This window comes from Actinomadura sp. 9N215 (genome assembly GCF_044326345.1).
GTDB lineage: Bacteria > Actinomycetota > Actinomycetes > Streptosporangiales > Streptosporangiaceae > Spirillospora.
On sequence record NZ_JBIRBA010000005.1, the window covers coordinates 298,647 to 321,567 of the forward strand.

Annotated in this window: 23 protein-coding genes; 16 read left to right on the forward strand and 7 right to left on the reverse strand. The window is 74.0% G+C overall.

Features of this window, described 5'->3' with window-relative positions; translation table 11 throughout:
• Positions 1-213 precede the first annotated feature (213 nt).
• Positions 214-882: an alpha/beta family hydrolase gene (locus ACH34T_RS11570; protein WP_395992135.1), complete on the forward strand. Its 669-nt coding sequence runs from the start codon at positions 214-216 to the stop codon at positions 880-882.
• Positions 883-997: 115 nt separating this feature from the next.
• Here the strand turns inward: ACH34T_RS11570 and ACH34T_RS11575 are convergent, their stop codons facing one another.
• Complete coding sequence (locus ACH34T_RS11575) at positions 998-1,201, reverse strand: DUF5999 family protein (RefSeq protein ID WP_395973671.1); 204 nt, start codon at positions 1,199-1,201, stop codon at positions 998-1,000.
• Between the two features lie 278 nt (positions 1,202-1,479).
• Between ACH34T_RS11575 and ACH34T_RS11580 the strand changes: the two genes are divergently transcribed.
• The 3 genes from ACH34T_RS11580 (at position 1,480) to ACH34T_RS11590 (ending at position 4,438) form a co-directional block, all read left to right on the forward strand.
• Positions 1,480-2,208 carry a (Fe-S)-binding protein gene (locus ACH34T_RS11580; protein ID WP_395992031.1) on the forward strand — a complete coding sequence of 243 codons (729 nt, stop codon included), beginning with the start codon at positions 1,480-1,482 and terminating at the stop codon, positions 2,206-2,208.
• A 38-nt stretch (positions 2,209-2,246) separates the two neighbouring features.
• Entirely contained in the window at positions 2,247-3,698 is a 1,452-nt protein-coding gene (locus tag ACH34T_RS11585) for a lactate utilization protein B (protein WP_395992136.1), read from the forward strand.
• A gap of 116 nt (positions 3,699-3,814) precedes the next feature.
• A complete protein-coding gene (locus tag ACH34T_RS11590) occupies positions 3,815-4,438 on the forward strand; it encodes a lactate utilization protein C (RefSeq protein ID WP_395992137.1) in 624 nt (207 codons plus the stop codon).
• A gap of 32 nt (positions 4,439-4,470) precedes the next feature.
• On the opposite strand, the gene ACH34T_RS11595 is transcribed toward ACH34T_RS11590, so the two are convergent.
• Complete coding sequence (locus tag ACH34T_RS11595; RefSeq protein ID WP_395992032.1) at positions 4,471-5,103, reverse strand: TetR/AcrR family transcriptional regulator; 633 nt, start codon at positions 5,101-5,103, stop codon at positions 4,471-4,473.
• A 92-nt stretch (positions 5,104-5,195) separates the two neighbouring features.
• On the opposite strand from ACH34T_RS11595, the gene ACH34T_RS11600 reads away from it, so the two are divergent.
• From ACH34T_RS11600 to ACH34T_RS11610, 3 genes are all read left to right on the forward strand, one after another.
• Positions 5,196-5,636: a plectin gene (locus ACH34T_RS11600; protein WP_395992034.1), complete on the forward strand. Its 441-nt coding sequence runs from the start codon at positions 5,196-5,198 to the stop codon at positions 5,634-5,636.
• 287 nt (positions 5,637-5,923) lie between these two features.
• A complete protein-coding gene (locus tag ACH34T_RS11605) occupies positions 5,924-6,658 on the forward strand; it encodes a maleylpyruvate isomerase N-terminal domain-containing protein (RefSeq protein ID WP_395992035.1) in 735 nt (244 codons plus the stop codon).
• 98 nt (positions 6,659-6,756) lie between these two features.
• Positions 6,757-7,005, forward strand: coding sequence for a hypothetical protein (locus ACH34T_RS11610; RefSeq protein ID WP_395992036.1), 249 nt, complete (start codon positions 6,757-6,759; stop codon positions 7,003-7,005).
• 111 nt (positions 7,006-7,116) lie between these two features.
• Here the strand turns inward: ACH34T_RS11610 and ACH34T_RS11615 are convergent, their stop codons facing one another.
• Positions 7,117-7,623, reverse strand: a complete 507-nt coding sequence (locus ACH34T_RS11615; RefSeq protein WP_395992037.1) for an NUDIX domain-containing protein — start codon at positions 7,621-7,623, stop codon at positions 7,117-7,119.
• A 426-nt stretch (positions 7,624-8,049) separates the two neighbouring features.
• Between ACH34T_RS11615 and ACH34T_RS11620 the strand changes: the two genes are divergently transcribed.
• Positions 8,050-9,258, forward strand: a complete 1,209-nt coding sequence (locus tag ACH34T_RS11620) for a uroporphyrinogen-III synthase (RefSeq protein WP_395992038.1) — start codon at positions 8,050-8,052, stop codon at positions 9,256-9,258.
• Here the strand turns inward: ACH34T_RS11620 and ACH34T_RS11625 are convergent.
• A complete protein-coding gene (locus ACH34T_RS11625) occupies positions 9,198-9,758 on the reverse strand; it encodes a MarR family winged helix-turn-helix transcriptional regulator (RefSeq protein ID WP_395992039.1) in 561 nt (186 codons plus the stop codon). The two genes, ACH34T_RS11620 and ACH34T_RS11625, sit on opposite strands and share 61 nt — an antisense overlap.
• Before the next feature lie 115 nt (positions 9,759-9,873).
• Here ACH34T_RS11625 and ACH34T_RS11630 point away from each other — a divergent pair, with 115 nt between their 5' ends.
• The 3 genes from ACH34T_RS11630 (at position 9,874) to ACH34T_RS11640 (ending at position 13,149) form a co-directional block, all read left to right on the forward strand.
• Positions 9,874-10,857 carry an ATP-binding cassette domain-containing protein gene (locus ACH34T_RS11630; RefSeq protein WP_395992040.1) on the forward strand — a complete coding sequence of 328 codons (984 nt, stop codon included), beginning with the start codon at positions 9,874-9,876 and terminating at the stop codon, positions 10,855-10,857.
• A 2-nt stretch (positions 10,858-10,859) separates the two neighbouring features.
• The gene (locus ACH34T_RS11635; RefSeq protein WP_395992041.1) at positions 10,860-11,816 is read left to right on the forward strand and encodes an ABC transporter permease; all 957 of its coding nucleotides are present in this window, start codon (positions 10,860-10,862) and stop codon (positions 11,814-11,816) included.
• A gap of 94 nt (positions 11,817-11,910) precedes the next feature.
• Positions 11,911-13,149 (forward strand): esterase-like activity of phytase family protein, encoded by a 1,239-nt coding sequence (locus ACH34T_RS11640; protein WP_395992042.1) that lies wholly within the window; start codon positions 11,911-11,913, stop codon positions 13,147-13,149.
• A 148-nt stretch (positions 13,150-13,297) separates the two neighbouring features.
• On the opposite strand, the gene ACH34T_RS11645 is transcribed toward ACH34T_RS11640, so the two are convergent.
• Positions 13,298-14,785: an RNA polymerase sigma factor gene (locus tag ACH34T_RS11645; RefSeq protein ID WP_395992043.1), complete on the reverse strand. Its 1,488-nt coding sequence runs from the start codon at positions 14,783-14,785 to the stop codon at positions 13,298-13,300.
• A gap of 209 nt (positions 14,786-14,994) precedes the next feature.
• The gene (locus ACH34T_RS11650) at positions 14,995-16,188 is read right to left on the reverse strand and encodes an AMP-binding protein (RefSeq protein ID WP_395992044.1); all 1,194 of its coding nucleotides are present in this window, start codon (positions 16,186-16,188) and stop codon (positions 14,995-14,997) included.
• Between the two features lie 131 nt (positions 16,189-16,319).
• Between ACH34T_RS11650 and ACH34T_RS11655 the strand changes: the two genes are divergently transcribed.
• From ACH34T_RS11655 to menD, 3 genes are all read left to right on the forward strand, one after another.
• Positions 16,320-17,219, forward strand: a complete 900-nt coding sequence (locus tag ACH34T_RS11655) for a 1,4-dihydroxy-2-naphthoyl-CoA synthase (RefSeq protein ID WP_395992045.1) — start codon at positions 16,320-16,322, stop codon at positions 17,217-17,219.
• An 84-nt stretch (positions 17,220-17,303) separates the two neighbouring features.
• On the forward strand, positions 17,304-18,233 hold the full coding sequence (locus ACH34T_RS11660; RefSeq protein ID WP_395992138.1) for an o-succinylbenzoate synthase: 930 nt from the start codon (positions 17,304-17,306) through the stop codon (positions 18,231-18,233).
• Entirely contained in the window at positions 18,230-19,897 is a 1,668-nt protein-coding gene (gene menD, locus ACH34T_RS11665) for a 2-succinyl-5-enolpyruvyl-6-hydroxy-3-cyclohexene-1-carboxylic-acid synthase (protein ID WP_395992046.1), read from the forward strand. The genes ACH34T_RS11660 and menD overlap by 4 nt, the downstream gene beginning before the upstream one ends.
• Before the next feature lie 103 nt (positions 19,898-20,000).
• Here menD and ACH34T_RS11670 read toward each other — a convergent pair whose 3' ends face one another.
• Entirely contained in the window at positions 20,001-20,807 is an 807-nt protein-coding gene (locus ACH34T_RS11670; protein WP_395992047.1) for a tyrosine-protein phosphatase, read from the reverse strand.
• Positions 20,808-21,014: 207 nt separating this feature from the next.
• Between ACH34T_RS11670 and ACH34T_RS11675 the strand changes: the two genes are divergently transcribed.
• Together ACH34T_RS11675 and ACH34T_RS11680 are read left to right on the forward strand one after the other, a co-directional pair.
• Positions 21,015-22,076: a fatty acid desaturase family protein gene (locus tag ACH34T_RS11675; RefSeq protein WP_395992048.1), complete on the forward strand. Its 1,062-nt coding sequence runs from the start codon at positions 21,015-21,017 to the stop codon at positions 22,074-22,076.
• 26 nt (positions 22,077-22,102) lie between these two features.
• Positions 22,103-22,918, forward strand: a complete 816-nt coding sequence (locus ACH34T_RS11680) for an Fpg/Nei family DNA glycosylase (protein ID WP_395992049.1) — start codon at positions 22,103-22,105, stop codon at positions 22,916-22,918.
• Positions 22,919-22,921 lie beyond the last annotated feature (3 nt).

Consider the following 22,921-nt stretch of genomic DNA (forward strand, 5'->3'; position numbering starts at 1 on the left):
AAGGACCGGCGGGCGGGCGGCGCGCACGAGATGGTCGGCAAGGCGACCATCTCGTGCGCGTCCCCAGCGACTACGCGTGGGGCCCGCTTCTCCAGGAGAGCTTCGCCGAGCGGCTCCGCCTCGCAACGGACGCCGCCGACCGTCCCGACCGCTAGCCGCCGGCCCCGCGCCGTTCGCCGCCGGTCATGCTGTCCGTTCACCCAGGTCACCGCGATGATCGTTGAGGCGGCGGGCTACGGTGGACGGGTGAAGGTCGTGACGGCGCACGGGCCGGCCGGGGTGGCGTTGGACGAGGTCGCAGCCCCGGCGTTCCTGCTGGTCCTGACGCACGGTTCGAACGGGAGCGTGGACGCGCCCGACCTGCTCGCCGTCCGGGAGACCGCGCTCGGGCTCGGCGGCGCGGTCGCGCGGGTGACGCAGCCGTTCCGGTTCGCGGGCCGCCGCGCGCCCGGTCCGGCGGCGAAGCAGGACGGGGCGTGGCTGGAGATCGTCGGCATGCTGCGGGCGCGGGTCGGGGACGTCCCGCTCGTGCAGGGCGGGCGGAGCAACGGCGCCAGGGTGGCGTGCCGGACGGCGAAGGACGCGGGCGCGGCGGGCGTCCTCGCGCTGGCGTTCCCGCTGCACCCGCCGGGGAGGCCGGAGAAGACACGGGTGGACGAGCTGCGTTCGGCGGGCGTGGAGGTCGTCGTCGTCAACGGAGACCGGGACCCGTTCGGCGTGCCGGACGAGGCGGACGCGACGGCGGTCATGGTGCTGGCGGGGGAGCGGCATGACCTGAACCGGGACCCCGCCGCGGTCGGGAGGGCGGCGGAGCCCTGGTTGCGGAGGTGGGCGGGGTTGCGAGGGCGGGCGGCCCGTCCGGTGCGGACGGGCGGGCCCTAGCGGTCCTGGTGGCGGTCTGCGGTTCCGGGCCCGCGGGCGGGCCCGGAGGTCGTGGGCAGGTGGCCGTGCCCCCGAGGATGATCACCCGTTTGAACTAGTCCCCCGTGGACGTCGTTCAGGCGGCGGACGGAGCCAGCGGATCCGTCGGCCGGTGCGGTGCGATGATTCCCCCGTCGGGCAGCAGCTCACCGGTGTCCTCGAAGAGCACGACGCCGTTGCACAGGAGGCTCCACCCCTGCTCGGGGTGGGAGGCCAGCGTCCGGGCGGCGTCGCGATCAGGTGCGTGGTGCGAGGGACAGGGTGGCTGGTGCGGGCACATCGTGGTGCCTCCGGTCTCAACTACTGGGTCGGTTGTGGTGCTTTCCTTTACTGACGCCTCTCAGTGTGGAACGGTTCGCACTCACCGGCCATAGCCCGTTGGGACGGTTGTCCGTTGGTACCGGAGTACGGGGGGTTGTGACCCGTCTCACTCGGAGGTGCCAGGGCCAGCGTCCCTTCCGCACGCTAACGGACGGCGAACGACACGCCGTCGTGGCGTGAAGCCCCTACGATGTTCGGCGGGAACGGGCTTTGCGAGGCGTGGGGGGAGTGAGGCCGGTGCGGGTCGCCCTGTCCGTCGCCTGCTTCGACGACGCGCTGTTCCCGGGCACCGGGAAGGCCGCGACGGTCCTGCTGGAACGGCTCGGACACGAGGTCGCGTACCCGCCCGGGCAGACGTGCTGCGGGCAGATCCACTGGACGACCGGCTACCACCGCGAGGCCGCCGACCTGGCCCGCGCCTACACCGCCGCTTTCGAGAACGCCGAGGTCGTGGTGGCGCCGTCGGCGTCCTGCGCGGCCACCGTCCGCGACGGCTACCCGCGGATCGCGCGGACGGCCCGTGACCCCGGCCTGGCCCGCGCGGCGGAAGGCCTGACCGTCTACGAGCTGACGGAGTTCCTGGTCGACGTCCTGGGCGTCACCGATGTGGGGGCCTATTTCCCGCACCGGGTGACCTACCATCCGTCCTGCCAGTCGGTGCGGACGCTCGGCGTCGCGGACCGTCCGTTGCGGCTGCTGCGCGCCGTCAAGGGCCTTGACCTGGTCGAACTGCCCGCGGCCGGAGAGTGCTGCGGGTTCGGCGGCGCGTTCGCGATGAAGAACTCCGACGTGTCGGTCGCGATGGTGGCCGACAAGGTGCGGCACATCCGCGACACCGGCGCCGACGTGGTCTGCGCGGTCGACAACTCCTGCCTCGCGCACATCGGCGGGGCGCTGTCGCGGCTGCGCGGCGGCGTCCGGACCATGCATCTGGCGGAGATCCTCGCCGAGACGGGGCCGGCGTGACCGGGTCCTCCCAAGGGACGACGCCCTCCGCCGCCGGGATGAGGCCGGGTCCCGGGACGGGCGGGACGGTCGCACTGCCGATGCCGAAGTTCGCCGCCGCCGCGCGGTCCGCGCTGGCCGATACCGGCCTCCGCCGTAACCTGCGCGTCGCGACCGCGGCGGCCGGTGAGCGGGAGGCCGCCGCTGCCGCCGAGCTCGCCGACTGGGACGACCTCCGCGAGGCCGGCCGCGCCATCGGGGACGCCACGCTCCTCGACCTCGACGCCCACCTGGAGGAGCTGGAGCGCGCCGTCACCGAGGCGGGCGGCACGGTGCACTGGGCGGCGGACGCCGGCGAGGCGTGCCGTATCGTCACCGGCCTGGTGCGGGCGGCGGGCGCGGACGAGGTCGTCAAGGCGTCGTCGGCGACCCTCCGGGAGATCGGCCTGACCGGCGCGCTGGCCCGCGCCGGGGTCGCCGTCCACGAGACCGCGTTCGCCGACCTGGTCGTCCAGCTCGGCGGCGACGAGCCGTCCCACCTGCTGTCGGCCGCGCTGCACCGCGACCGCGCCGAGATCAGGGAGCTGTTCCGGCGGACGATGCCGTCCGCCGGGCCCGACCTGGCCGACGATCCCGGCGCGCTGGCCGCCGCCGTCCGCACCCATCTCCGCGAGCGGTTCCTGCGCGCCCGCGTCGCCGTCACCGGCGCGAACTTCCTGGTCGCCGAGACCGGGACGCTCGTGGTCCTGGAGTCGGAGGGCAACGCGCGGATGTGCCTCACCCTCCCCGACACGCTGATCAGCGTGGCCGGCATCGACAAGGTCGTCCCGACCTGGGCGGACATGGAGGTGTTCCTCCAGCTCCTGCCGCGTTCGTCGTCGGGTGACCGGATGACCCCGTACGTCGCGACGTCGGCGGGCGTGACGGCGGGCGACGGGCCGCGCGAGTTCCATCTCGTCCTGCTCGACAACGGCCGCACCCGGGCGCTCGCCGACGAGGTCGGACGCGCAGCGCTGCGCTGCATCCGCTGCTCGGCCTGCATGAACGTGTGCCCCGTCTACGAGCGGACGGGCGGCCGGGCGTACGGCCCGGTCTATCCGGGGCCGATCGGCGCGATCCTCACCCCGCAGCTGCGCGGCGTCGACGGCGCGGCCGACGCGTCCCTGCCGTACGCGTCGACGCTGTGCGGCGCCTGCGCCGACGTCTGCCCGGTGAAGATCGACATCCCGGACGTGCTGGTCCATCTGCGCGGCCGGGTGGTGGAGTCGCGGCGGCGGCGTCCCGTCCCGACGCCTGAGCTGATGCTGATGCGCGGCCTCGCGTGGACGATGGGCGACCCGCGCCGCTACGAGACCGCGCTGCGGCGCGGCACCCGGTGGGCGCGGCTGCTGTCGCGCGGCGGCCGGATCCGCCGCCTGCCCGGCCTGCTCGGGAAGTGGACCGAGGCCCGCGACCTGCCCGCGCCGCCGTCGGAGAGCTTCCGCGCCTGGTGGACGCGGAGGCACCCGTGACAGCGGACGAAGGCGCACCGACCGGGGGCGCGCCGACCGGGGGCGCGCCGACCGGCGGCGCAGCGGCCGGGAGTGCGGCGGGTGGCGGCGCGGCGGGCGGGGGTTCGCGCGCGGAGGTGCTGCGGCGGGTGCGGGAGGCGCTCGGCGGGTCCCGCGGGACGCGCCCGCCGGTGCCGCGCCGCTACGCGCGGCGGCTGTCCGAGGACGAGGCCGGGAACAGGGCGGACGTCCTCGCGCTGTTCACCGAGCGGGTCGCCGACAACCGGGCCTCGGTGCGGCACGTCAGCGCCGACGAGCTCGGCACCGCCGTGGCGGCCGCGCTGTGGGGGCGGGAGGCCAAGCAGATCGTCGTCCCGGCCGACCTGCCGTTCGGATGGCTGGCGGAGCTGGACGGCGTCCGGGCCCTGGCCGACACCCCGGCCGTCGACGTCGACACCCTCGCCGCCGTGGACGGCGTCGTCACCGGCTGCGCGGCGGCGGTCGCGCTGACCGGCACCGTCGTCCTGGACGGGGGCCGCGCGCAGGGTCGGCGGGCGCTCACCGTCGTCCCGGGCTACCACCTGTGCGTGGTGCACGCCGACCAGATCGTCGGAACGGTCCCGGAGGCGGTCGCGCGGCTCGACCCGGCGCGCCCGCTGACGTGGATCAGCGGGCCGTCCGCCACCCACGGCGTCGAGATGGTCCGCGTGGAGGGCGTGCACGGCCCCCGCCACCTGGAAGTCCTCGTCGTCGAGGACTGAGCGGGCCGCTACAGGACCGGCGATCGAGCGGGCTAGCCGACGCCGTTGATGACGAGGTCGAGGCCGGCGGTGAAGCGCGCGTCCCAGTCGACCGCCCGATCGGCGCCGTCCTCTCTGTTCGAGGGGGGACGACCACTCGCGCCGCCCGCAGCGCCTTCGGCGCTGTTCCGTTTGGTGTCGCGCACTTCGAGCGCGGCGTGGCCGATGACGTACCCGAGCAGGGTGTGCGCGGCGACGGCGGCGGTGTCCTCGGCGACGCCGCCGCGCCGCAGCACCTCGCGCAGCGACGCGGCCGTGGTGGTGAGCGCGGCGGGGTTCCGGCGGGTGACGACGAGGGGGAGGACGCCCGCGTGCGCCAGCAGCCGCGTCCGGTAGCCGGCGGCCCAGGCCCGCAGGACGCCCCGCCAGTCGCCGTGCGAGGCGGCGGACTCGGTGTCGGCGGGCGCGGACGCGACGTGCGCGACGAGTCCGTCCAGGAGCTGCTCCTTGCCGCGGGGGAGGTGGTGGTAGATCGCCATCGCCTCGACCTCCAGCGCGTCGCCGAGGCGGCGCATGGTGAGCCGGGCGAGGCCCTGGCCGTCGACGATCCGCAGGGCGGACTCGATGATCCGCTCGGTGGACAGGGGGACGCGGTGCTGGGCGTTGATGCTCGGCTGCCGAACCATGTACCGACCTTACTGCGTAAAGGGCCGGGGCGGGGTGTCCGCCGTCACGACACGCCGGGGGCCCGCGTACGCTTTCCTCGACCGGACCACCCATGACCGCCGAAGGAGTGACCACCATGCCGCTGGGCCGCCGGATGAGCAAGGACGTCGCGGAGCCGTACGAGGCCGACCAGCGGCTGGCCGCCGAGTACGAGGACCGGCTCGCGGCGGCCGGCGAGGCGGAGCGGGCGCTGCGGGACGCCCAGGGCGCGGACACGCCCGAACCGGAGCTGCGGGACCTGACGGTCGCGTTCGACCGGGCGATGACGGACGTGCTCGCCGCCGCGGAGGCGTCCGAGCGGGTCGCGATGGGCCCGCGGGTGTACTCGGTCGACACCCAGGACGCCAAGACGCGCCGGGCCGCCGAGATCGCGTACCGCAAGGCCAAGGCGCGCCCGGACGTCCGCCCGTGGACGGACGAGGTCGACCGGCTCCGCACCGCGCGGGAGGCGCACCGGCTCAGCTTCCGGACGCACCCGACCCTCTCCGTCTGAGGGCCGCCTTAGGGCCCCGCCTTAGGGGCCGTCTGGGGCGTCGCCCGAGGACCGTCTGAGGCGTCGCCCGGGGGGCGCGCGGGGGGCGTCCGGGACGGGGGCGGCAGGTGGTGGCGACGTGCGGCGACACAGCGTCACCGGGTGGCACCGGCCACCGAACTTTGAGAGTCTGCCCTCTCGGGGGAACGTCGGGGGGCGCTCGCGCCGGACGTCGCAGGCCGCGACGGGCGCGCGGCGGCATCCCGGCGGAGAGGGCACACCGTGCTCTGGACGCGGGGGGAAGTCACGTGGAGCGCACGCCGCCGGACCGGGGCCGCGTACTCGAGTCCTACCAGGACGGGATGCAGGCGATCCGGGCGCTGGCGAAAGGGGTCGGCGACTGGGACGTCCCGACGCCCTGCGCCGACTGGCAGCTGATCGATCTCGCCGGGCATCTGCGGTGCGTCGCGGAGAACTTCCTGGAGTACCTCCAGGACGCGCCCGACAGCCGGCTGGCGACGCTGTTCGCGCAGGACGCGGCGTCGGCGGTGCTGATCAGGCAGCAGGCGCGGCAGAACGCGGCGGAGCTGGCGGTGCTGCCGCCCGAGCCGGGCCCGGAGCGGATCATGGCGTTCGGGGTGTCGGCGGGCGCGTACGCCGACCTGATGCCGGACATGTGGGACCGGACGCATCTGATCTACCGCGGCACCAAGTACACGGTCGGCGACCACGCGGGCGCGGCCTGCGTGGAGTGGCATCTGCACGCCTGGGACATGGCCCGCGCGATCGGGGCGGGCTACCGGCCGCGCGACCCCGACCTGCTGGTGTCGGCGTGGCACTGGGGCGTCCCGCATCTGCCGCTGTCGTCCGGGGATGCGTGGGAGTCGGTGCTGCGGTCCTCGGGCCGGTCGCCGGCCTGGCCGGACCTCGACGAGGGCCGGGGCGAGGGTTCCGGCCGGTCGCGGGGCCGGCGCGGGGCCCGGCAGGCCGGCAGGCGCCCGCCGGCCTCCTCGGGCGGTCCGGCGGGCAGACCGGCCAGGTGAGCGCGCGGCCTCCGGCGCAGCGGGCGCGGGGTAGATCCGGAGTGGTCCGGGTAGCAGTGCCGGGTAGGCGAAGCGCCGGGAGAACGGAGACAGGACCGATGGCGACCTGCGAGGTCTGCGGCAACGACTACGACATGACGTTCGAGGTGCACGCGCAGGGCGAGGTGCACACGTTCGACTCGTTCGAGTGCGCGGTCAGCAAGATGGCGCCGGTCTGCGAGCACTGCCAGTGCCGCATCATGGGCCACGGCGTGGATGTGGACGGGCACTGGTACTGCTGCGTGCACTGCGCCCGCGCGGTCGACCCGGAACGCGGGCGGCAGGCCAGGGACGCCGTGCTCGCCTAGCCGGCTCCGGCCCGGCGGTTCCGGCCTCGCGGTTCCGGCCCGGCCGACCCCGGCCCAGGTGGTTCCCCAAGCGGCGTGGCCTGGGTGGGTTCCGGCCTGGGCGGCTGCGGCCTAGGTGGTTCCCGTGGACAGGCCGGTGCCGAACGGCTGCTCCTGGCCGTCCTCCAGGTAGACGGCGCGGCCGTCGGCCATGGCGCGCAGGCTGGGGTCCATCCGGCGCGACACGTGCGGCGGCGCCAGCTCGGGGATCTTCTCCGGGGCGACGAGGATGTGGTCGGACAGCTCGTCGGGCGGCAGCCGGATCGCGGCGATCTCCTCGCCGGTGATCGTGCCGCCGAACACGAACACGTTGACGGCGTCGACGCCGTCGTCGCGCGGCGAGCCCCAGTCGACGCAGGCCAGGCCGTTCAGGCGGGGGACGAGACCGAGCTCCTCGGAGCATTCGCGCACGCACGCCGACAGGGGGGACTCGTCGGCCTCGATGACCCCGCCGGGCAGGTACCAGCCCTCGCTGTAGGTGGGCTTGACCAGCAGGACCCGCCCGAGGTCGTCCAGGAGAAGGGCCGCCGCGGCGCCGCGGGAGCGCGGCAGTGAGGCGTAGTAAGCAAGGTCGGGCATGTACCGAGGTTAGGCGCGATCATCGCCGGGTGATCCGGGGCGCGGCGGGGCGGGGGCCGCATCCGTCCAGAAGATCGCCGGGGCGCCGCGAATCCGTTCGGTAAACGGGTAAAAGACGACGAAAGGGCCATGACGGGGGTCGACAACGCTTGACCCGCGAAGGTCAAGGTCACCGGGCCGCGGCGGGCGCTTGACGCCGTCCCGGGCGGGTGACCTCGGCGAACGCGCGACGTGAAAGTCATCTAACGCCGCGGCCACCCGGAACGACCCCGCATAGATCTTCCGTAACGCGGGCTGAGCGGTTCGGGGTGAGCGGTTCGGGGTGAGTGGCTTTTAACACGGCGGTGACACGCGGGACCCAACCGCGAAACGGCCCCCGCCGAGGATGGGAGCGTCGACCCGTTCTGCCAGGAGGTTGCCGCGCCGATGACCACCGCCGGTGAACAGCACGTGGAGCCGGCCGCCGAGCCGCTGGCGGGGTTCGCCGTCGGGGTGACCGCGGCCCGCCGCCACGAGGAGCTCGCGACGCTCCGGGAGCGTCGCGGCGCCCGGGTCGTGCTCGCGCCCGCCATCCGCGTCGCGCCGCTCGCCGACGACGCCGAGCTGCTGGAGGCCACCCGGGCGTGCGCCGCCGCGCCGCTCGACCACGTCGTCGTCACGACCGGGATCGGGTTCCGCGCCTGGCTGGAGTCGGCCGGCGGGCAGGGGACGCGGGACGCGCTCGTCGCCCGCCTCGCCGAGGCCGCGATCGTGGCGCGCGGCCCGAAGGCGCGCGGCGCGATCCGGGCGGCGGGGCTGCGGGAGCGCTGGTCGCCGGAGTCGGAGGGCCTCGCCGAGGTGGCCGAGCACCTGCTGCGGCTGGACCTGGACGGCGCGCGGATCGCCGTCCAGCTGTACGGGGAGCGGCGGCCGGAGCTGACGGCGGCGCTGCGCGGCGCGGGCGCCGAGGTGATCGAGGTCCCGGTGTACCGGTGGTCGCCGGCCGAGGACCAGACGCCGCTGCGCCGGCTGGTCGGCCAGGCCGTCGCGGGCACGGTCGACGCGATCACGTTCACCAGCGCGCCCGCGGTCGCCGCGACGCTCGCCGTCGCCGCCGCGGACGGGCTGGAGGAGCCGCTCCTGGACGCCCTGCGCGACGGCGTGGTGGCGGCGTGCATCGGGCCGGTCACCGCGGCGGCGCTCACCGGGCGGGGCGTCCCGACCGTCCAGCCGGAGCGGGCGCGGCTCGGGGCGCTGGTGCGGGCGCTGGTCACGGACCTGCCGGCGCGGCGGTCGCGGCGGCTGTCGGTGCGCGGGGCCGCGCTGGAGCTGCGCGGGCACGCCGTCGTCCTGGACGGGCGGCTCCGGCCGATCGCGCCCGCGCCGATGGCGATCCTGCGGGCGCTCGCGCGGCGGCCCGGGCACGTGGTGTCGCGGGCGGAGCTGTGCGGCGTCCTGCCAAGCCGCCTCGGCGGCGGGGCCGCGTTGGGGGAGGCGCGGCCGCAGGCCGACGAGCACGCGGTCGAGATGGCGGTGGCGCGGCTGCGGCGCGGGCTCGGCCGTCCGGGGATCGTCGAGACCGTGGTCAAGCGCGGCTACCGGCTGGCGTGCGACCCGCGGCCCACCGACCCGCTCCCGGCGGGCGCCGGCGGCTGATCGGCCCCGTCCGCCCGGTCGTCGCGGACGGCGTCCGGGACGGGGGCGGGCCCGGCGAATCGCGGGTCGTGGTGGGCGAGGACGCGCAGCATCAGGTCCTTGAACAGCTGTAGCTCGTCCGGCGACAGCGGCTCGAACAGCGTCGCGTTGAGGCGGTCCCGGTCGTCCTGGCTCGCGCCGAGGGCGAGCCTGCCGTCCTCGGTGGCCTCCAGCGCGTACCGGCGGCGGTCGCCGGGGTCGCGCCGCCGCCGGACGCTGCCCGCCTCCTCCAGCGCGTCGACGATGCCGACCAGGTCGCCGGGGTCCATCCGCAGGTGCTCGGCGACCTCGCGCTGCGACAGCGGCCCCAGGCGCGCCACGCACGCCAGGACCAGCATGTGCGGCAGCCGCAGCCGTCCGGGGCCGGGGAACATCCGCGCCGAGGTGCGCCGCGCGAGCCGCATCAGCTCGAACATCAGGTAGGTCGGCGAGTCGTGCAGCGGGTCGGGCCGGTCTTCCACGTCCCCTCCCTGCGGATTCGGTTGGCGGGTCCTATCTCTCTTGACGTGAGAGATAGGATAATCCTACCGTTGGACGGTCCACAACCTGGGCGCGACGGACACGGAGGGAGGCCCGATGCCGGACGGGGGACCCGCCGTCGAGGTCGACGGCCTGGTCAAGCGGTTCGGCGACGTCGAGGCCGTGCGGGGGATCGGCTTCACCGTCAGCCCGGGGGAGATCTTCGGGTTCCTCGGCCCGAACGGCGCCGGCAAGTCCACCACGATCAACATGCTCTGCACGCTGCTGAAGCCCAGCGGCGGGCGGGCGCGGGTCGCGGGACACGACGTGGCGTCCGAGCGCGACAGCGTGCGCCGCAACATCGGCCTCGTCTTCCAGGACCCGACGCTCGACGGCTACCTGTCCGGCGAGCAGAACCTGCGCTTCCACGCCGAGCTGTACGGGGTGCCGAGGGCGGTCACGGGCGAGCGCATCCGGCAGGTGCTGGAGATGGTCGGCCTCTGGGACCGGCGCCGCGACCTCGTGCAGACCTACTCCGGCGGCATGAAGCGCCGCCTGGAGATCGCGCGCGGGCTGCTGCACTCGCCGCGGGTCCTGTTCCTGGACGAGCCGACCGTCGGCCTCGATCCGCAGACCCGCGCGTCGATCTGGGACTACATCCGCCAGCTCAAGGACGCCGAAGAGATCACGATCTTCATGACGACCCACTACATGGACGAGGCCGAGTTCTGCGACCGCATCGCGATCATCGACTCGGGTCGGATCGTGGCGCTGGACACCCCCGAGGCGCTGAAGGCGGGGGTGGGCGAGGACCGGGTCCGCATCAGGACCGCCGACGACGCGGCCGCGATCACCGCGCTCAGGGAGCGGTTCGGCCTGGACGCGGTCATGTCGGAGGGCGCGGTGGCGTTCTCCGTGGCGTCCGGGGAGGCGTTCGTGCCGCGGCTGTTCGCGGAGCTCGGCGTCCCGATCCGGTCGGTGAACGTCGCCCGGCCGTCCCTGGACGACGTGTTCATGTCGTTCACCGGCTCGACGATCCGCGACGCCGAGGCCGGGTCGAGCGACCGCATGCGCATCACCATGCGCGCGATGAGGAGGTGACGATGCCGGGTTCCACCGGGACGGCGGGCCCCACCGGGAAGGCGGGCTCCACGGGCTCCACGGGGGCGGCGGGTTCCTCCGGCGGGGCGGCCCGGCCGGTCGCCGACGTCGTCCGCGTCCGGGTGCCCGAGCCGAGCCTGCGGCAGGACCTGCGCGCCGTGAAGATCGTCCTGCACCGGGAGCTGATCCGGTTCTGGCGCGACAAGCTGCGGATGGTGTCCGGCCTGGTCCAGCCGGTGCTGTGGCTGCTGGTCATGGGCACAGGACTGTCCAACCTGATGGCCGCAGGGGGCGGGCCGAACGGCGAGGTCGACCTGAAGACGTTCATCTTCCCGGGCGTGTGCGCGATGTCGGTGATGTTCACCGCGATGTTCTCCGCCGGGTCGATCGTGTGGGACCGCGAGTTCGGGTTCCTGCGCGAGATGCTCGTCGCGCCCGTCAGCCGCAGCGCCATCGTCATCGGCAAATGCATCGGCGGCGCGCTCGTCGCGACCCTGCAGGGCGCGGTGATCGTGGCGCTCGCGGGCCTGGCCGGCGTCCCGTACGACCCGGTGCTGCTGGCCGAGCTGCTGGGCCTGATGTTCATCGGCGCGTTCGCGCTGACCGGCTTCGGCGTCATGATGGCCGCGCGGATCAAGCAGATGCAGTCGTTCTTCGCCCTCATCCAGATGGCGATGATGCCGATGATGTTCCTGTCGGGCGCGCTGTATCCGCTGAACGGGCTGCCCACCTGGCTGACCGTCCTCACTCGCTTCAACCCGCTGACCTACGCCGTCGACCCGCTGCGCCAGGCGGTGTTCTCCCGCCTGGACCTGTCGCCCGCGCTGCAGCGGACGTTCAACCCCGGCGTGACGTGGAACGGCTGGGTCGTCCCGGTCTGGCTGGAGATCGCGATCGTCGTCGGCATGGGCGCCGCGCTGATGGGCGTGGCCATCCTGGAATTCCGCCACGCTGATTGACGGAGCGAAATACGTCCGCCACCCGTCGTGATCCCCGATACTGAGTCTGCTACTGAGCGAGTCGACTTGGTTTCGGAGGGTGATGGTGATCAGGGTGAACGGGCGACAGAGGATATGGCGCGGGGCCGCGGCCGCGGCGGCGCTGCTCATGACGGCGGCCGTCCCGGTGACGGCCGCGGGCACCGCGAACGCGACCGGCACGACGCGCACGACGAGCACGACGGACGCCGCGGGCGGGGCGGGTGAGGGGCGGGCGGACGCGAAAGCGGCGCTGCGGATCACGCGGTTCCTGGGGGAGCAGACCCTCCCGCACATGATGAAGTTCCAGGGCACCACGTTCGGGGGCGTGTCGGGCATCGACCGCGATCCGCGGACCGGAACCTGGTTCCTGATCTCCGACGACCGGTGGCGGTACGACCCCGCCCGCTTCTACTACGGGCGCCTCGACATCGACCCCGCCACCGGCGCGTTCGCCGGTGTGAGGCTCACCGGGGTGTCCACGCTGACGCGGCAGGACGGCAGCCCCTACCCGGGCTACGCCAAGCCGGAGTCGGCCGACCCGGAGACGATCCGCTACGACCCGCGCAACCGCCGGGTCCTGTGGGGCAGCGAGGGCGACCGTCCGGACGAGACGCACGAGGGCATCCCCGTGTCGGACCTGTCGCTCCGGTGGGCCGGACGGGACGGCCGGTTCCGCGGGAGCCTGCCTGTCCCGGCGAACCTGAAGCAGACCGGCGAGCACCGCGGGCCGCGCCGCAACGCCGGGTTCGAGGGCCTGACGTTCACGCCGCACGGCATCGCCGCGATGGTGGAGGGCCCGCGGTACGAGGACGGCGAGCCGCCGACCGTTGAGCACGGCGCCGTGACCCGCCTCACCCTGTGGGACCGGGCCGGGACGGCCCGCGCGCAGTACGCCTACCGCGTCGGGCGGCTTCCCGCGGAGCCGGACCCGAGCGACGGCCAGACCGACAGCGGCGTCTCGGAGATCCTCGCGATCGACGCGCACCGGTTCCTGGCGCTGGAGCGGTCCTGGCTCGAAGGCGTCGGCTACAAGGTCAGGCTGTACGAATTCGACACGCGCGGCGCGACCGACGTGCTGGGCCGCGGCAGCCTCGCCACGAGCGCGCCGTACCGGCCGGTGACCAAGCGGCTCGTCGCCGACCTCGGCCGCTACGGGCGGTCGACGCAGAACCTGGAGGCGATGGGCTGGGGCCCGCGCCTGAACTCCGGGGACTGCACGCTGGTGGTGGGCTCCGACGACAACTTCAGCGACGAGGAGGTCACCCAGTTCCTGGCGTTCGCCGTCCGCGGCTGCCCGTCCGGACGGCGCTGAGCGGACCGGCCAAAACGGCGAAGGGCCCGCCTGACCGGTGACCGGTCAGGCGGGCCCTCCCTTGCGTGCCACGAGCGAGTCGGACGGCTCCCCACGGCCCGGCGGCGTCAGATGACGCCCGACGGGGTCAGACGCCTTCAGACGAGGGTCAGACGGCGAAGTCGAGCAGCGGGCGCGCGTTGCTGGGGTGCCGCAGCTTCGACAGCGACTCCTTCTCCAGCTGGCGGATCCGCTCCCGGGTCAGCCCGAGCGCCTTGCCGATCTCGTCGAGGGTGCGGGGCGTCCCGTCGTACAGCCCGAACCGCATGGCCATGATCTTGGCCTCGCGGGGGGACAGGATGTCCAGCGTCCGGCGCAGCTGGTCGGCCATGAGCTGCCGGTCGACGAGCTCGGACGCCTCGGGGCTGTCGGTGTCCTCGATGAGGTCGCCGATGCGGGTCTCGCCGTCCTCCCCGATGGTGGAGTCGAGGCTGATCGGCTGCCGGCTGGTGCGCAGCAGTTCGCGGACCTGCTCGGGGCTCTTGTCGAGCTCGACGGCCAGCTCCTCCGGGGTCGGCTCGCGGCCGAGCCGCTGGTGCATGTCGCGTTCGACGCGGCTGAGCTTGCTCAGCATCTCCAGGACGTGCACGGGCAGCCGGATCGTGCGGGCCGAGTCGGCGAAGCCGCGCTGGATCGCCTGCCGGATCCACCACATCGCGTAGGTGGAGAACTTGTAGCCCTTGGAGTAGTCGAACTTCTCCACGGCGCGGATCAGGCCGAGGTTGCCCTCCTGGACGACGTCCAGCAGCGACAGGCCCCGGTCGGAGTACTTCTTGGCGACCGACACCACGAGCCGCAGGTTGGCCTCCAGCATGTGGGCCTTGGCGCGGCGGCCGTCGGCGGCGACCCATTCCAGGTCGGCGCGCGCGGCGGGGGAGAGGTCGTCGCTCTCCAGCTTGTGCTCGGCGTACAGGCCGGCCTCGATGCGCTTGGCGAGCTCGACCTCCTGATCGGCGGTGAGCAGCTGCCGGCGGCCGATGGCCTTCAGGTAGGTGTGGACGGAGTCGCCCATGGTGGTGCCCTGGTCGTCCAGGTCGGCGACGGTGTCGCCGTCGGCCTCGGTCTCGGCCCCGGCGGCCGCGACCTCGGTGACCTCGAACTCATCGTCGGCGGCGCCCCCGTCGGCGGGGCCCTTTCCGGCGCCCTTCGCGGCGGTCTTCGCGGCGCCCTTCCGGGGGCCCTTGGCGGCGTTCTTCGCGGTGCCGTTCGCGGTGCCGCTCGCAGCGTCCTCGGCGCCGTTCTTCGCCGCCGCGCGGGTGGACTTGGCGGCGGTCTTGCGGGGTGCGCGCTTCGCGGCGCCGGACGTGCCGGACGTCCCCGGCGTGCCGGGGGTCGCCTGGGCGGTGCCGCCGCCGTCGTGGTCGGCGGCCGCGGCCAGCTTGCGGACCGTGTCGGGCTCGCCGGCCAGGCTGATCCCGGCCTCGGACAGCTCGCGCAGGATGGAACGGCCCTGTGCCGGGCTGATGCCCGCCGACTCGAAGGCCCCCCGCACCTCGTCGAGCGAGAGGCGCCCTTGGGCGTGGCCACGCTTCAGGAGGTCGTCGAGCGCGGGGCTCGCCGACTCCGTGAGCGGGGTCTCTACGGCGCTTCGCGGCATGGGGACACCCCCCTCCCTTCGGTGGTGTGAGTGCGGCGCGGATTGTGTTCGCTCGTGGCGCACGCACTTATCGGAACGTCGCACGACGGGGTTCTTGTTCCCGACGCCCCGGGATCGGCGGTCCGCGGCGGACCGTGGAGGAGCGATCCAGAAGGACGTGGTGCCCGGAGCAGGCCGTTTCACACCGGACGGCCCGACCACCCTCTACCTTACTGCGTAAAGGGCCCGGGCGGTGCCAAATCAACAGAACGGAGACGGGCGCGATCGGGCTTTCCGGATGCCAGCAATGGAATGGCGTCCACGAGCTCCAGTTCGTGCGGCGCCGCGTACGCGGGCATCGTCTCGCGGACGAAGGCGCGCAGCTCCCGCAGCTCCGGTCCGCCGGACGCGCCCGGCACCACGACGGCGGTGACCCGCTCGCCCCATTCGGGGTCGGGGCGCCCGACCACGACGACGTCGCGGATCTTCGGATGCCGGGACAGGGCGGCGGCGACCTCGCCCGCGACGACCTTTTCCCCGCCGGTGTTGATCACGTCGTCGAGCCGGCCGCGGACGCGGAGGCGGCCGTCCTCAAGGACGCCGAGGTCCTGGGTGACGAACCATTCGCCGTCCCTGGCCTCGGCGGTCTGGCCTGGCCGCAGGCGGTAGCCGGTGAACAGGGACGGCCCGGCGAGGCGGATCCGGCCGCCGTCGCCGAGCGCGACGCGCATGCCCGGCAGCGGCGTCCCGTCGTAGACGCAGCCGCCGGACGTCTCGCTCATGCCGTAGGCGGTGAAGACGCGGGCGCCGCGGTCGCGGGCCTCGGCGAGCAGGGCGGACGCGGCCGCCGCGCCCCCGAGGACGATCGCGCCGAGCCGGGACGGGTCGACCCCGGCGTCCAGGAGGCGGCGCAGCTGCGTCGGGACGAGCGAGAGGTGCGGACGTTCCGTGGCGGCGGCGGCGACGGCGGCGGGGTCGAACCGCGGGACGATGATCGGGTCGGTGCCGGCGACGAGGGCGCGGACGAGGACCTGAATGCCGGAGATGTGGCTGGTGGGGACGCAGCAGAGCCACCGGTCGCCGGGTGCGGCGCCGATGCGGGCGAGGGTGCCGGCGGCGGAGTGGCGCAGCGCTGCGGCGGACAACTCGACGAACTTGGGCGTCCCGGTGGAGCCGGACGTCGCGATCAGCACGGCGGTGCCCGCGTCCACGGGGGCACGCCCGCGGCGGGAGCGGTACGGGACGAGGCCGTCCGGCGTGCGGATCGCGTCCGGGGCGAGGGCGTCGAGGAGGTCGCGGAGCGCGGGCTCGGGCAGGCCGGGGGAGAGGGGGCAGATCGCGGGGCCGCCGTCGAGCGCGTCGGCGAGGGCCCGCAGCAGGGGCGGGCCGGGCGGCAGGACGGCGGCGTGCAGCGGACGATCCATGATCTCATCAGGCTAGACGACCCCGCTGAACGCGTTCAAACTCGGGGGCTGTTGAATGGGACGCGAAGCGCCGCACCCCCGGGGCGGCGCGGGCGGCAAGGCCGGCGCGGCCCCCGACGGGAGAGGAAGACATGGTCTCGGAGCTGTTCGACGCGGACGCCTGGAAAGAGGTCGAGGGGTTCGGCTTCACCGACATCACCTACCACCGTGCGGTCGACCACGGGACGGTCCGGGTGGCGTTCGACCGGCCCGAGGTGCGCAACGCGTTCCGTCCGCACACGGTGGACGAGCTGTACCGGGCCTTGGACCACGCGCGGATGTCCAGCGACATCGGGTGCGTGCTGCTGACGGGCAACGGGCCGTCCCCGCGCGACGGCGGGTGGGCGTTCTGCTCCGGCGGCGACCAGCGGATCCGGGGCAAGGACGGTTACAAGTACGCCGACGGGGACACGTCCGACACGATCGACCCGGCGCGGGCGGGACGGCTGCACATCCTGGAGGTGCAGCGGCTGATCCGGTTCATGGGCAAGGTCGTGATCTGCTTGGTGCCGGGGTGGGCGGCGGGCGGCGGGCACAGCCTGCACGTTGTGTGCGATCTCACCCTCGCCAGCCGGGAGCACGCGCGGTTCAAGCAGACCGACGCGGACGTGGCGAGCTTCGACGGCGGGTTCGGGTCGGCGTACCTGGCGCGTCAGGTCGGGCAGAAGTTCGCCCGCGAGGTGTTCTTCCTGGGCGACGCCTACGACGCGGAGGCGGCGCACCGGATGGGGATGGTGAACGCGGTCGTCCCGCACGCGGAGCTGGAGGCGACGGCGCTGGAGTGGGCGCGGAAGGTCAACGGGAAGAGCCCGACGGCGCAGCGGATGCTGAAGTACGCGTTCAACCTGGTCGACGACGGGCTCGTCGGGCAGCAGGTGTTCGCGGGGGAGGCGACGCGGCTGGCGTACGGCACGGACGAGGCGGCCGAGGGGCGTGACTCGTTCCTGGAGAAGCGCGACCCGGATTGGTCGCGTTTCCCGTGGTACTACTAATGGTCGAACGCACGGTGTGGTCGTGAATACGGTGATTGGGCGGGCAGTCAGGGGGTTCGGCGGGTGCGGGTGTACTCCATCCCGATGCGGACGCGGTTCCGCGGTGTGACGCGGCGGGAGGGCGTCCTGGTCCAGGGTCCCGCCGGGTGGGGGGAGTTCTCGCCGTTCGCCGAGTACGGCCCCGCCGAGTGCGCGCGGTGGCTGGCGGCGGCGCGGGAGGCCGCGCATGAGGGCTGGCCGGCGCCGGTCCGCGACCGGGTCCCGGTGAACGTGACGATCCCGGCGGTGGGGCCGGAGCGGGCGTTCGAGATGACGAAGGAGTCCGGCTGCCGGACGGCGAAGGTGAAGGTCGCCGAGCGCGGTCAGACCGACGCCGACGACCTGGCGCGGGTGGAGGCCGTCCGCGACGCGATCGGCCCGGACGGCCGGGTCCGGATCGACGTGAACGGGGCGTGGGACGTCGACCACGCCGCCCGGATGATCCGGTCGCTGGACCGGTGGGGGCTGGAGTACGCCGAGCAGCCGTGCGCGACGCTGGAGGAGCTGGCGCTGGTGCGGCGGCGCGTGGACGTCCCGATCGCCGCGGACGAGTCGATCCGCCGCGCCGAGGACCCGCTGAAGGTCCGGGCGGCGGAGGCGGCGGACGTGGCGGTGCTGAAGGTGCAGCCGCTGGGCGGTGTGGCGGCGGCGCTGCGGGTGGCGGAGGCGTGCGGGCTGCCGGTGGTGGTGTCGAGCGCGGTGGAGACGTCGGTGGGTTTGGCGGCGGGGGTGGCGCTGGCGGCGGCGCTGCCGGAGCTGCGGTACGCGTGCGGGCTGGGGACGCTGTCGCTGCTGGAGGGCGACGTCGTCGGTGATCCGCTGTGGCCGGTGGCGGGTGAGATCCCGGTGCGGCGGCCCGTGGTGGACGAGGACGCGCTGCGCCGCTGGGAGGCGCCCGCCGGCGGGTGGCGCGGCCGGGCGGCCGAGGCGCAGGCGCAGCTGGGCGGGCCTTCGGTGATCGAGGCGGCGCCGTGAACCCGGCGACCGCGCTGGCGACCGTCCTGGTGGACGAGCTGCTGCGGTGCGGGATGACCGACGCGGTGCTGGCGCCGGGGTCGCGGTCGGCGCCGCTGGCGCTGGCGCTGCAGGCCGCCGAGGACGCGGGCCGGCTCCGGCTGCACGTGCGGATCGACGAGCGGTCGGGGTCGTTCCTCGGGCTCGGCCTGGCGAAGCGGTCGGGGCGTCCGGTGGCGCTGGTGTGCACGTCGGGGACGGCGGCGGCGAACTTCCATCCGGCGGTGATCGAGGCGCACGAGTCGGGTGTGCCGCTGATCGTGATCACGGCGGACCGTCCGCCGGAGCTGCGCGACACCGGCGCGAACCAGACGATCGACCAGGTGAAGCTGTACGGGACGGCGGCGCGGTGGTGCACCGAGATCGGCGTGCCGGAGAACCGTCCGGGGATGGTGGCGTACTGGCGGTCGCTGGTGAGCCGGGCGTGGGGGCTGGCGCAGGCGCCGGTGCCCGGCCCGGTGCATCTGAACGCGGCGTTCCGCGAGCCGCTGATCCCGGACGGCGACGACTCGTGGTGCGAGCCGCTCGACGGCGACGTCACGGGCGCGTGGACGAAGGTGCGGGCGGCGACGCCGGGGTCGGTGCTGCACGTCCCGCCGACGCGCCGGGGCGTGCTGGTGGTGGGGGACGGGGCGGTCAACGTCAAGCGGTACGTGGCGGCGGCGTCGATGGCGGGGTGGCCCGTGCTGGCCGAGCCGAACGGCAACGCCCGCTACGGCGATCATGCGCTGTCGTCGCATCATTTCCTGCTGGGCGTCCCGGAGTTCGTGGAGCGGCATCGTCCCGAGGTGGTGGTGACGCTGGGCAAGCCGGGGCTGTCGCGTCCGCTGCTGTCGCTGCTGCGGCGGGCGGAGGAGCACATCGTGCTGGCGCCGGACCTGGCGCACTGGCCCGACCCGGTCCGGTCGGCGACGCAGGTCGCGCCGGAGGTGGAGATCCCGGTGGTGTCGGGCGACGACGCGTGGCTGAAGTCGTGGCGGACCGCCGACCTGGCCGCCGCGGCGGCCGTCGACGAGGTCCTGGACGCGGTGCCGGAGGTGAGCGAGCCGCGCCTGGCCCGTGATCTGGTGGCGGGGCTGCCGGGCGGGTCGCTGCTGTTCACGGCGGCGAGCATGCCGATCCGCGACCTGGACCAGGTGATGCGGCCGCGGCGCGGCATCCGGATCATGGCGAACCGGGGCGCGAGCGGGATCGACGGCCTGGTGTCGACGGCGATCGGCGCGGCGCTGGCGCACAGCGGCCGCGCGTTCGCGCTGCTCGGCGACCTGGCGTTCCTGCACGACCAGAACGGCCTGATCGTCGGGCCGCGGGACCGCCGTCCCGACCTGACGATCGTGGTGGTGAACAACCGGGGCGGCGGGATCTTCTCGCTGCTGCCGCAGGCGGCGCTGACGGGCCCGTTCGAGCGGGTCTTCGGCACCCCGCACCAGGTCGATCTGGAGGCGGTCGCCGCGGCGCACGGGGTGGGGTACCGGCTGCTGGACGCGCCGTCCGACCTGTCGAAGGCGATGGCGGGGGAGGGGCTGCGGATCGTGGAGGCCCGCACCGACCGGAACGCGAACGCGGTGCTGCACGCCGAGATGCGCAAGGCGGCCCACGCGGCCGTCCGCACCACCCTCGCCTGACCGTCGTCCCGGCCGCACCGTCCGTTATTTCACACTTCAATTTACAACGTAAAGGCCGCGGGCGGGCTGCACCACTCCTCAACCCCTACCAACAAAATCACAGCTAGGCGAGGAGGCGAGTTGTGAGGGCGTCGGTGTCGTCGGGGGTCCAGCCGTGGCCGGACAGCCAGCCGGTCGTCCCGCCGAACTCCTCGTCGATGCGGGTGAGGAACTTGTCCATGAGGGCCGCGTGGGGGCGGTGGGAGTCGGCGGGGCGGGAGTCGAGGTCGGCCGCGTAGGTGTCGCTGGTGCGCAGGCGGCGCAGGACGTCCTCCAGCCGTTCGCCGGTCTGGGCGTAGTCGGCGACGATGGCCTCCCGGGTGATGCCGGCGACGTCCAGGGCGAGGGCGCAGACGACGCCGGTGCGATCCTTGCCGGCCGCGCAGTGCACGAGCGACGAGCCGTCGGTGCGGGTCATGACGCGCAGGGCGGCGACGATGGAGTCGCCGCGGTCGGCGAGGTAGCCGAGGTAGAGGCCGAGCGAGCGGTCCTGTTCCGGGCTGTCGTTGGGCCGTTCCTGCCAGGGCAGCGCCTTGTCGACGTCCACGGCGTCGGGCGTGTCGGCGGCGACGTCGGTGTGGCGCCCGCGCTCGGCGAACAGCGACAGCTGGTGGACGGTCACGGACGGCACCCGCGTCAGCGGCCCGGGCCCTTCGAGGCGGACCTCGGCGTCGCTGCGCAGGTCGATGACGTTCTTCAGGGCGTAGTCGTCGAGCAGGAGGCGGACGTCGGCGACGGAGAGGTCCTGGAGGTTGTCGGAGCGCAGGACGCGCCCGCGGCGTGTCGTCCGTCCGTCGGTCGTGGGGAGGCCGCCCAGGTCACGGGCGTTGACCGCGCCGTCGAGCTCGATCCAGCGGGTGGCGTCGTCCATGACTTGTGACCCTATATGGCCGATGTGTCCCGGCTGTTGCGCAGGGTCGCGGGTTGGCGGTGGTCCCGGGGAGCGGGTGCGTCGAGCGGTGACCGGGACCTGGGAGCCAGACCGGGGATGGCTCCGTAGCGGGTTACTGACATGGCTTCACGCTCCGTAGCCTTCCGGGGGAGTTGTCCGATTCCCCTTCCGTCCGATGGAGGCTTCATGGCCGTGACCTTGTCCGCTCCGCCCGTACCGTCCGCACCGTCCGCGGCGCGGCCGGAGGACTCCGGCGGCCGGGGCGGCAGCGACTTCACGCCGCTGGCGCGGAGCGTGCGCGCCAGTGGGCTGCTGGAGCGCCGTCCCGGGTACTACGCGCGGGCCATCGGGCTGAACGTGGCCGCGACGGCCGCGCTCTGGGCGGCGGTCGCGTGGGCGGGGGACGGCTGGTGGACGGTGCTGCTGGGCATCCCGCTCGCGGTGGTCGCGGTCCGTACCGGGTTCCTCGGCCATGACGCGGGGCACCGGCAGATCGCCCGGACGGCCAGGGGGAACCGGCTGCTGGGGTTGCTGCTCGGCAACCTGCTGCTGGGGATGGGGCACGGCTGGTGGAGTGACAAGCACAACCGGCATCACGCCAACCCGAACCATGTCGGGAAGGACCCCGACGTGGGGGAGGGGATCCTGGCGTGGACAGAGGACCAGGCCGGGCGGCAGCGGGGTGTGCTGCGGTGGGTGGCGCGGCACCAGGCGGTGCTGTTCTTCCCGCTGCTGACGCTGGAGGGGGTGAACCTCAAGGTCGGGAGCGTGGTCTTCCTGCGGGGGCGGTCGCGCCGTGACCAGGTCGTGGAGGGCGGGCTGCTGCTCGCGCACGCGGTGGGGTATCTCTCGCTGGCGTTCGCGTTGCTGCCGGTGGGGCAGGCGCTGGTGTTGATCGCGCTGCAGCACGCGGTGTTCGGTCTCCATCTGGGGTCGGTGTTCGCGCCGAACCACAAGGGGATGGCGATGCCGGAGCCGGGGGAGCGGTGGGATCATCTGCGGCGGCAGGTGCTGACGTCGCGGAACGTGCGGGGCGGGCCGGTGACGGACTGGGCGTTCGGCGGGCTGAACTACCAGATCGAGCATCATCTGTTCCCGAGCGTTCCGCGGTGCAATCTGCGACGTGTGCGTCCGCTGGTGCGTGCGCATTGCGCGGACGTGGGCGTGCCGTACGCGGAGACGGGGGTGGCCGGGTCGTACCGGCTGGCTCTGCGGCACATGCGTGAGGTGGGGGAGCCGCTGCGGTAGGGCGGCTGGGGCTATGCTCCGGGGGCATGCCCGAGGGACACACGATTCATCGGCTGGCCGCCGAACATCAGCGGATGTTCGGCGGCCGTCGTGTTGCGGCGTCGAGTCCGCAGGGGCGTTTCGCGGAGGGTGCGCGGATGCTGGACGGGCGGGTGCTGGCGGACGCGGACGCGCACGGCAAGCATCTGCTGCTGCGGTTCGGCGACGATCGGGTGTTGCACGTCCATCTGGGGATTTACGGGAAGTACGTGTTCGGGTCGGGGGTGGCGCCCGCGCCGGTGGGGGTGGTGCGGTTGCGGTTGTCGGGTGGGGGCGGGTACGCGGATTTGCGCGGGCCGAATACGTGTGAGTTGTTGGATCCGGGTGAGGTGAAGCTGCTGCGTGATCGGCTGGGGCCTGATCCGTTGCGGGCGGACGGTGATCCGGAGGTGGCGTGGCGGCGGATCGGGCGTTCGCGGACGCCGATCGCGGTGCTGCTGATGGATCAGTCGGTGGTGGCGGGTCCGGGGAACATCTACCGGGCGGAGGTGCTGTTCCGGCAGGGGGTGGATCCGCGGTTGCCGGGGCGGCGGTTGTCGGCGGCGCAGTGGGCGGGGATCTGGGCGGATCTTGTGGTGTTGATGGCTGATGGTGTGCGGGAGGGGCGGATCGACACGGTGCGTCCTGAGCATTCGCCGGAGGCGATGGGGCGTCCGCCGCGGGTGGACGGGCACGGTGGTGAGGTTTACGTGTACCGGCGTGCGGGGCAGCCGTGCCTGCTGTGCGGGACGGCGGTGGCGACGGCGGAGCTGGCGGGGCGGAACCTGTTCTGGTGTCCGGGTTGCCAGCCGCCGGTGGCGTAGGGC

What these genes read in the sequence shown, in the direction of transcription:
- ACH34T_RS11615 (WP_395992037.1), bottom strand. Translation starts at nt 7,623, where the DNA reads ATGCCCGACCTTGCTTACTACGCCTCACTGCCGCGCTCCCGCGGCGCC.
- ACH34T_RS11670 (WP_395992047.1), bottom strand. Translation starts at nt 20,807, where the DNA reads ATGGACGACGCCACCCGCTGGATCGAGCTCGACGGCGCGGTCAACGCC.
- ACH34T_RS11675 (WP_395992048.1), top strand. Translation starts at nt 21,015, where the DNA reads ATGGCCGTGACCTTGTCCGCTCCGCCCGTACCGTCCGCACCGTCCGCG.
- ACH34T_RS11680 (WP_395992049.1), top strand. Translation starts at nt 22,103, where the DNA reads ATGCCCGAGGGACACACGATTCATCGGCTGGCCGCCGAACATCAGCGG.
- ACH34T_RS11660 (WP_395992138.1), top strand. Translation starts at nt 17,304, where the DNA reads ATGCGGACGCGGTTCCGCGGTGTGACGCGGCGGGAGGGCGTCCTGGTC.
- ACH34T_RS11635 (WP_395992041.1), top strand. Translation starts at nt 10,860, where the DNA reads ATGCCGGGTTCCACCGGGACGGCGGGCCCCACCGGGAAGGCGGGCTCC.
- ACH34T_RS11585 (WP_395992136.1), top strand. Translation starts at nt 2,247, where the DNA reads ATGAGGCCGGGTCCCGGGACGGGCGGGACGGTCGCACTGCCGATGCCG.
- ACH34T_RS11595 (WP_395992032.1), bottom strand. Translation starts at nt 5,103, where the DNA reads ATGGTTCGGCAGCCGAGCATCAACGCCCAGCACCGCGTCCCCCTGTCC.
- ACH34T_RS11575 (WP_395973671.1), bottom strand. Translation starts at nt 1,201, where the DNA reads ATGTGCCCGCACCAGCCACCCTGTCCCTCGCACCACGCACCTGATCGC.
- ACH34T_RS11600 (WP_395992034.1), top strand. Translation starts at nt 5,196, where the DNA reads ATGACCGCCGAAGGAGTGACCACCATGCCGCTGGGCCGCCGGATGAGC.
- ACH34T_RS11570 (WP_395992135.1), top strand. Translation starts at nt 214, where the DNA reads ATGATCGTTGAGGCGGCGGGCTACGGTGGACGGGTGAAGGTCGTGACG.
- ACH34T_RS11630 (WP_395992040.1), top strand. Translation starts at nt 9,874, where the DNA reads ATGCCGGACGGGGGACCCGCCGTCGAGGTCGACGGCCTGGTCAAGCGG.
- ACH34T_RS11655 (WP_395992045.1), top strand. Translation starts at nt 16,320, where the DNA reads ATGGTCTCGGAGCTGTTCGACGCGGACGCCTGGAAAGAGGTCGAGGGG.
- ACH34T_RS11645 (WP_395992043.1), bottom strand. Translation starts at nt 14,785, where the DNA reads ATGCCGCGAAGCGCCGTAGAGACCCCGCTCACGGAGTCGGCGAGCCCC.
- ACH34T_RS11610 (WP_395992036.1), top strand. Translation starts at nt 6,757, where the DNA reads ATGGCGACCTGCGAGGTCTGCGGCAACGACTACGACATGACGTTCGAG.
- ACH34T_RS11650 (WP_395992044.1), bottom strand. Translation starts at nt 16,188, where the DNA reads ATGGATCGTCCGCTGCACGCCGCCGTCCTGCCGCCCGGCCCGCCCCTG.
- ACH34T_RS11620 (WP_395992038.1), top strand. Translation starts at nt 8,050, where the DNA reads ATGACCACCGCCGGTGAACAGCACGTGGAGCCGGCCGCCGAGCCGCTG.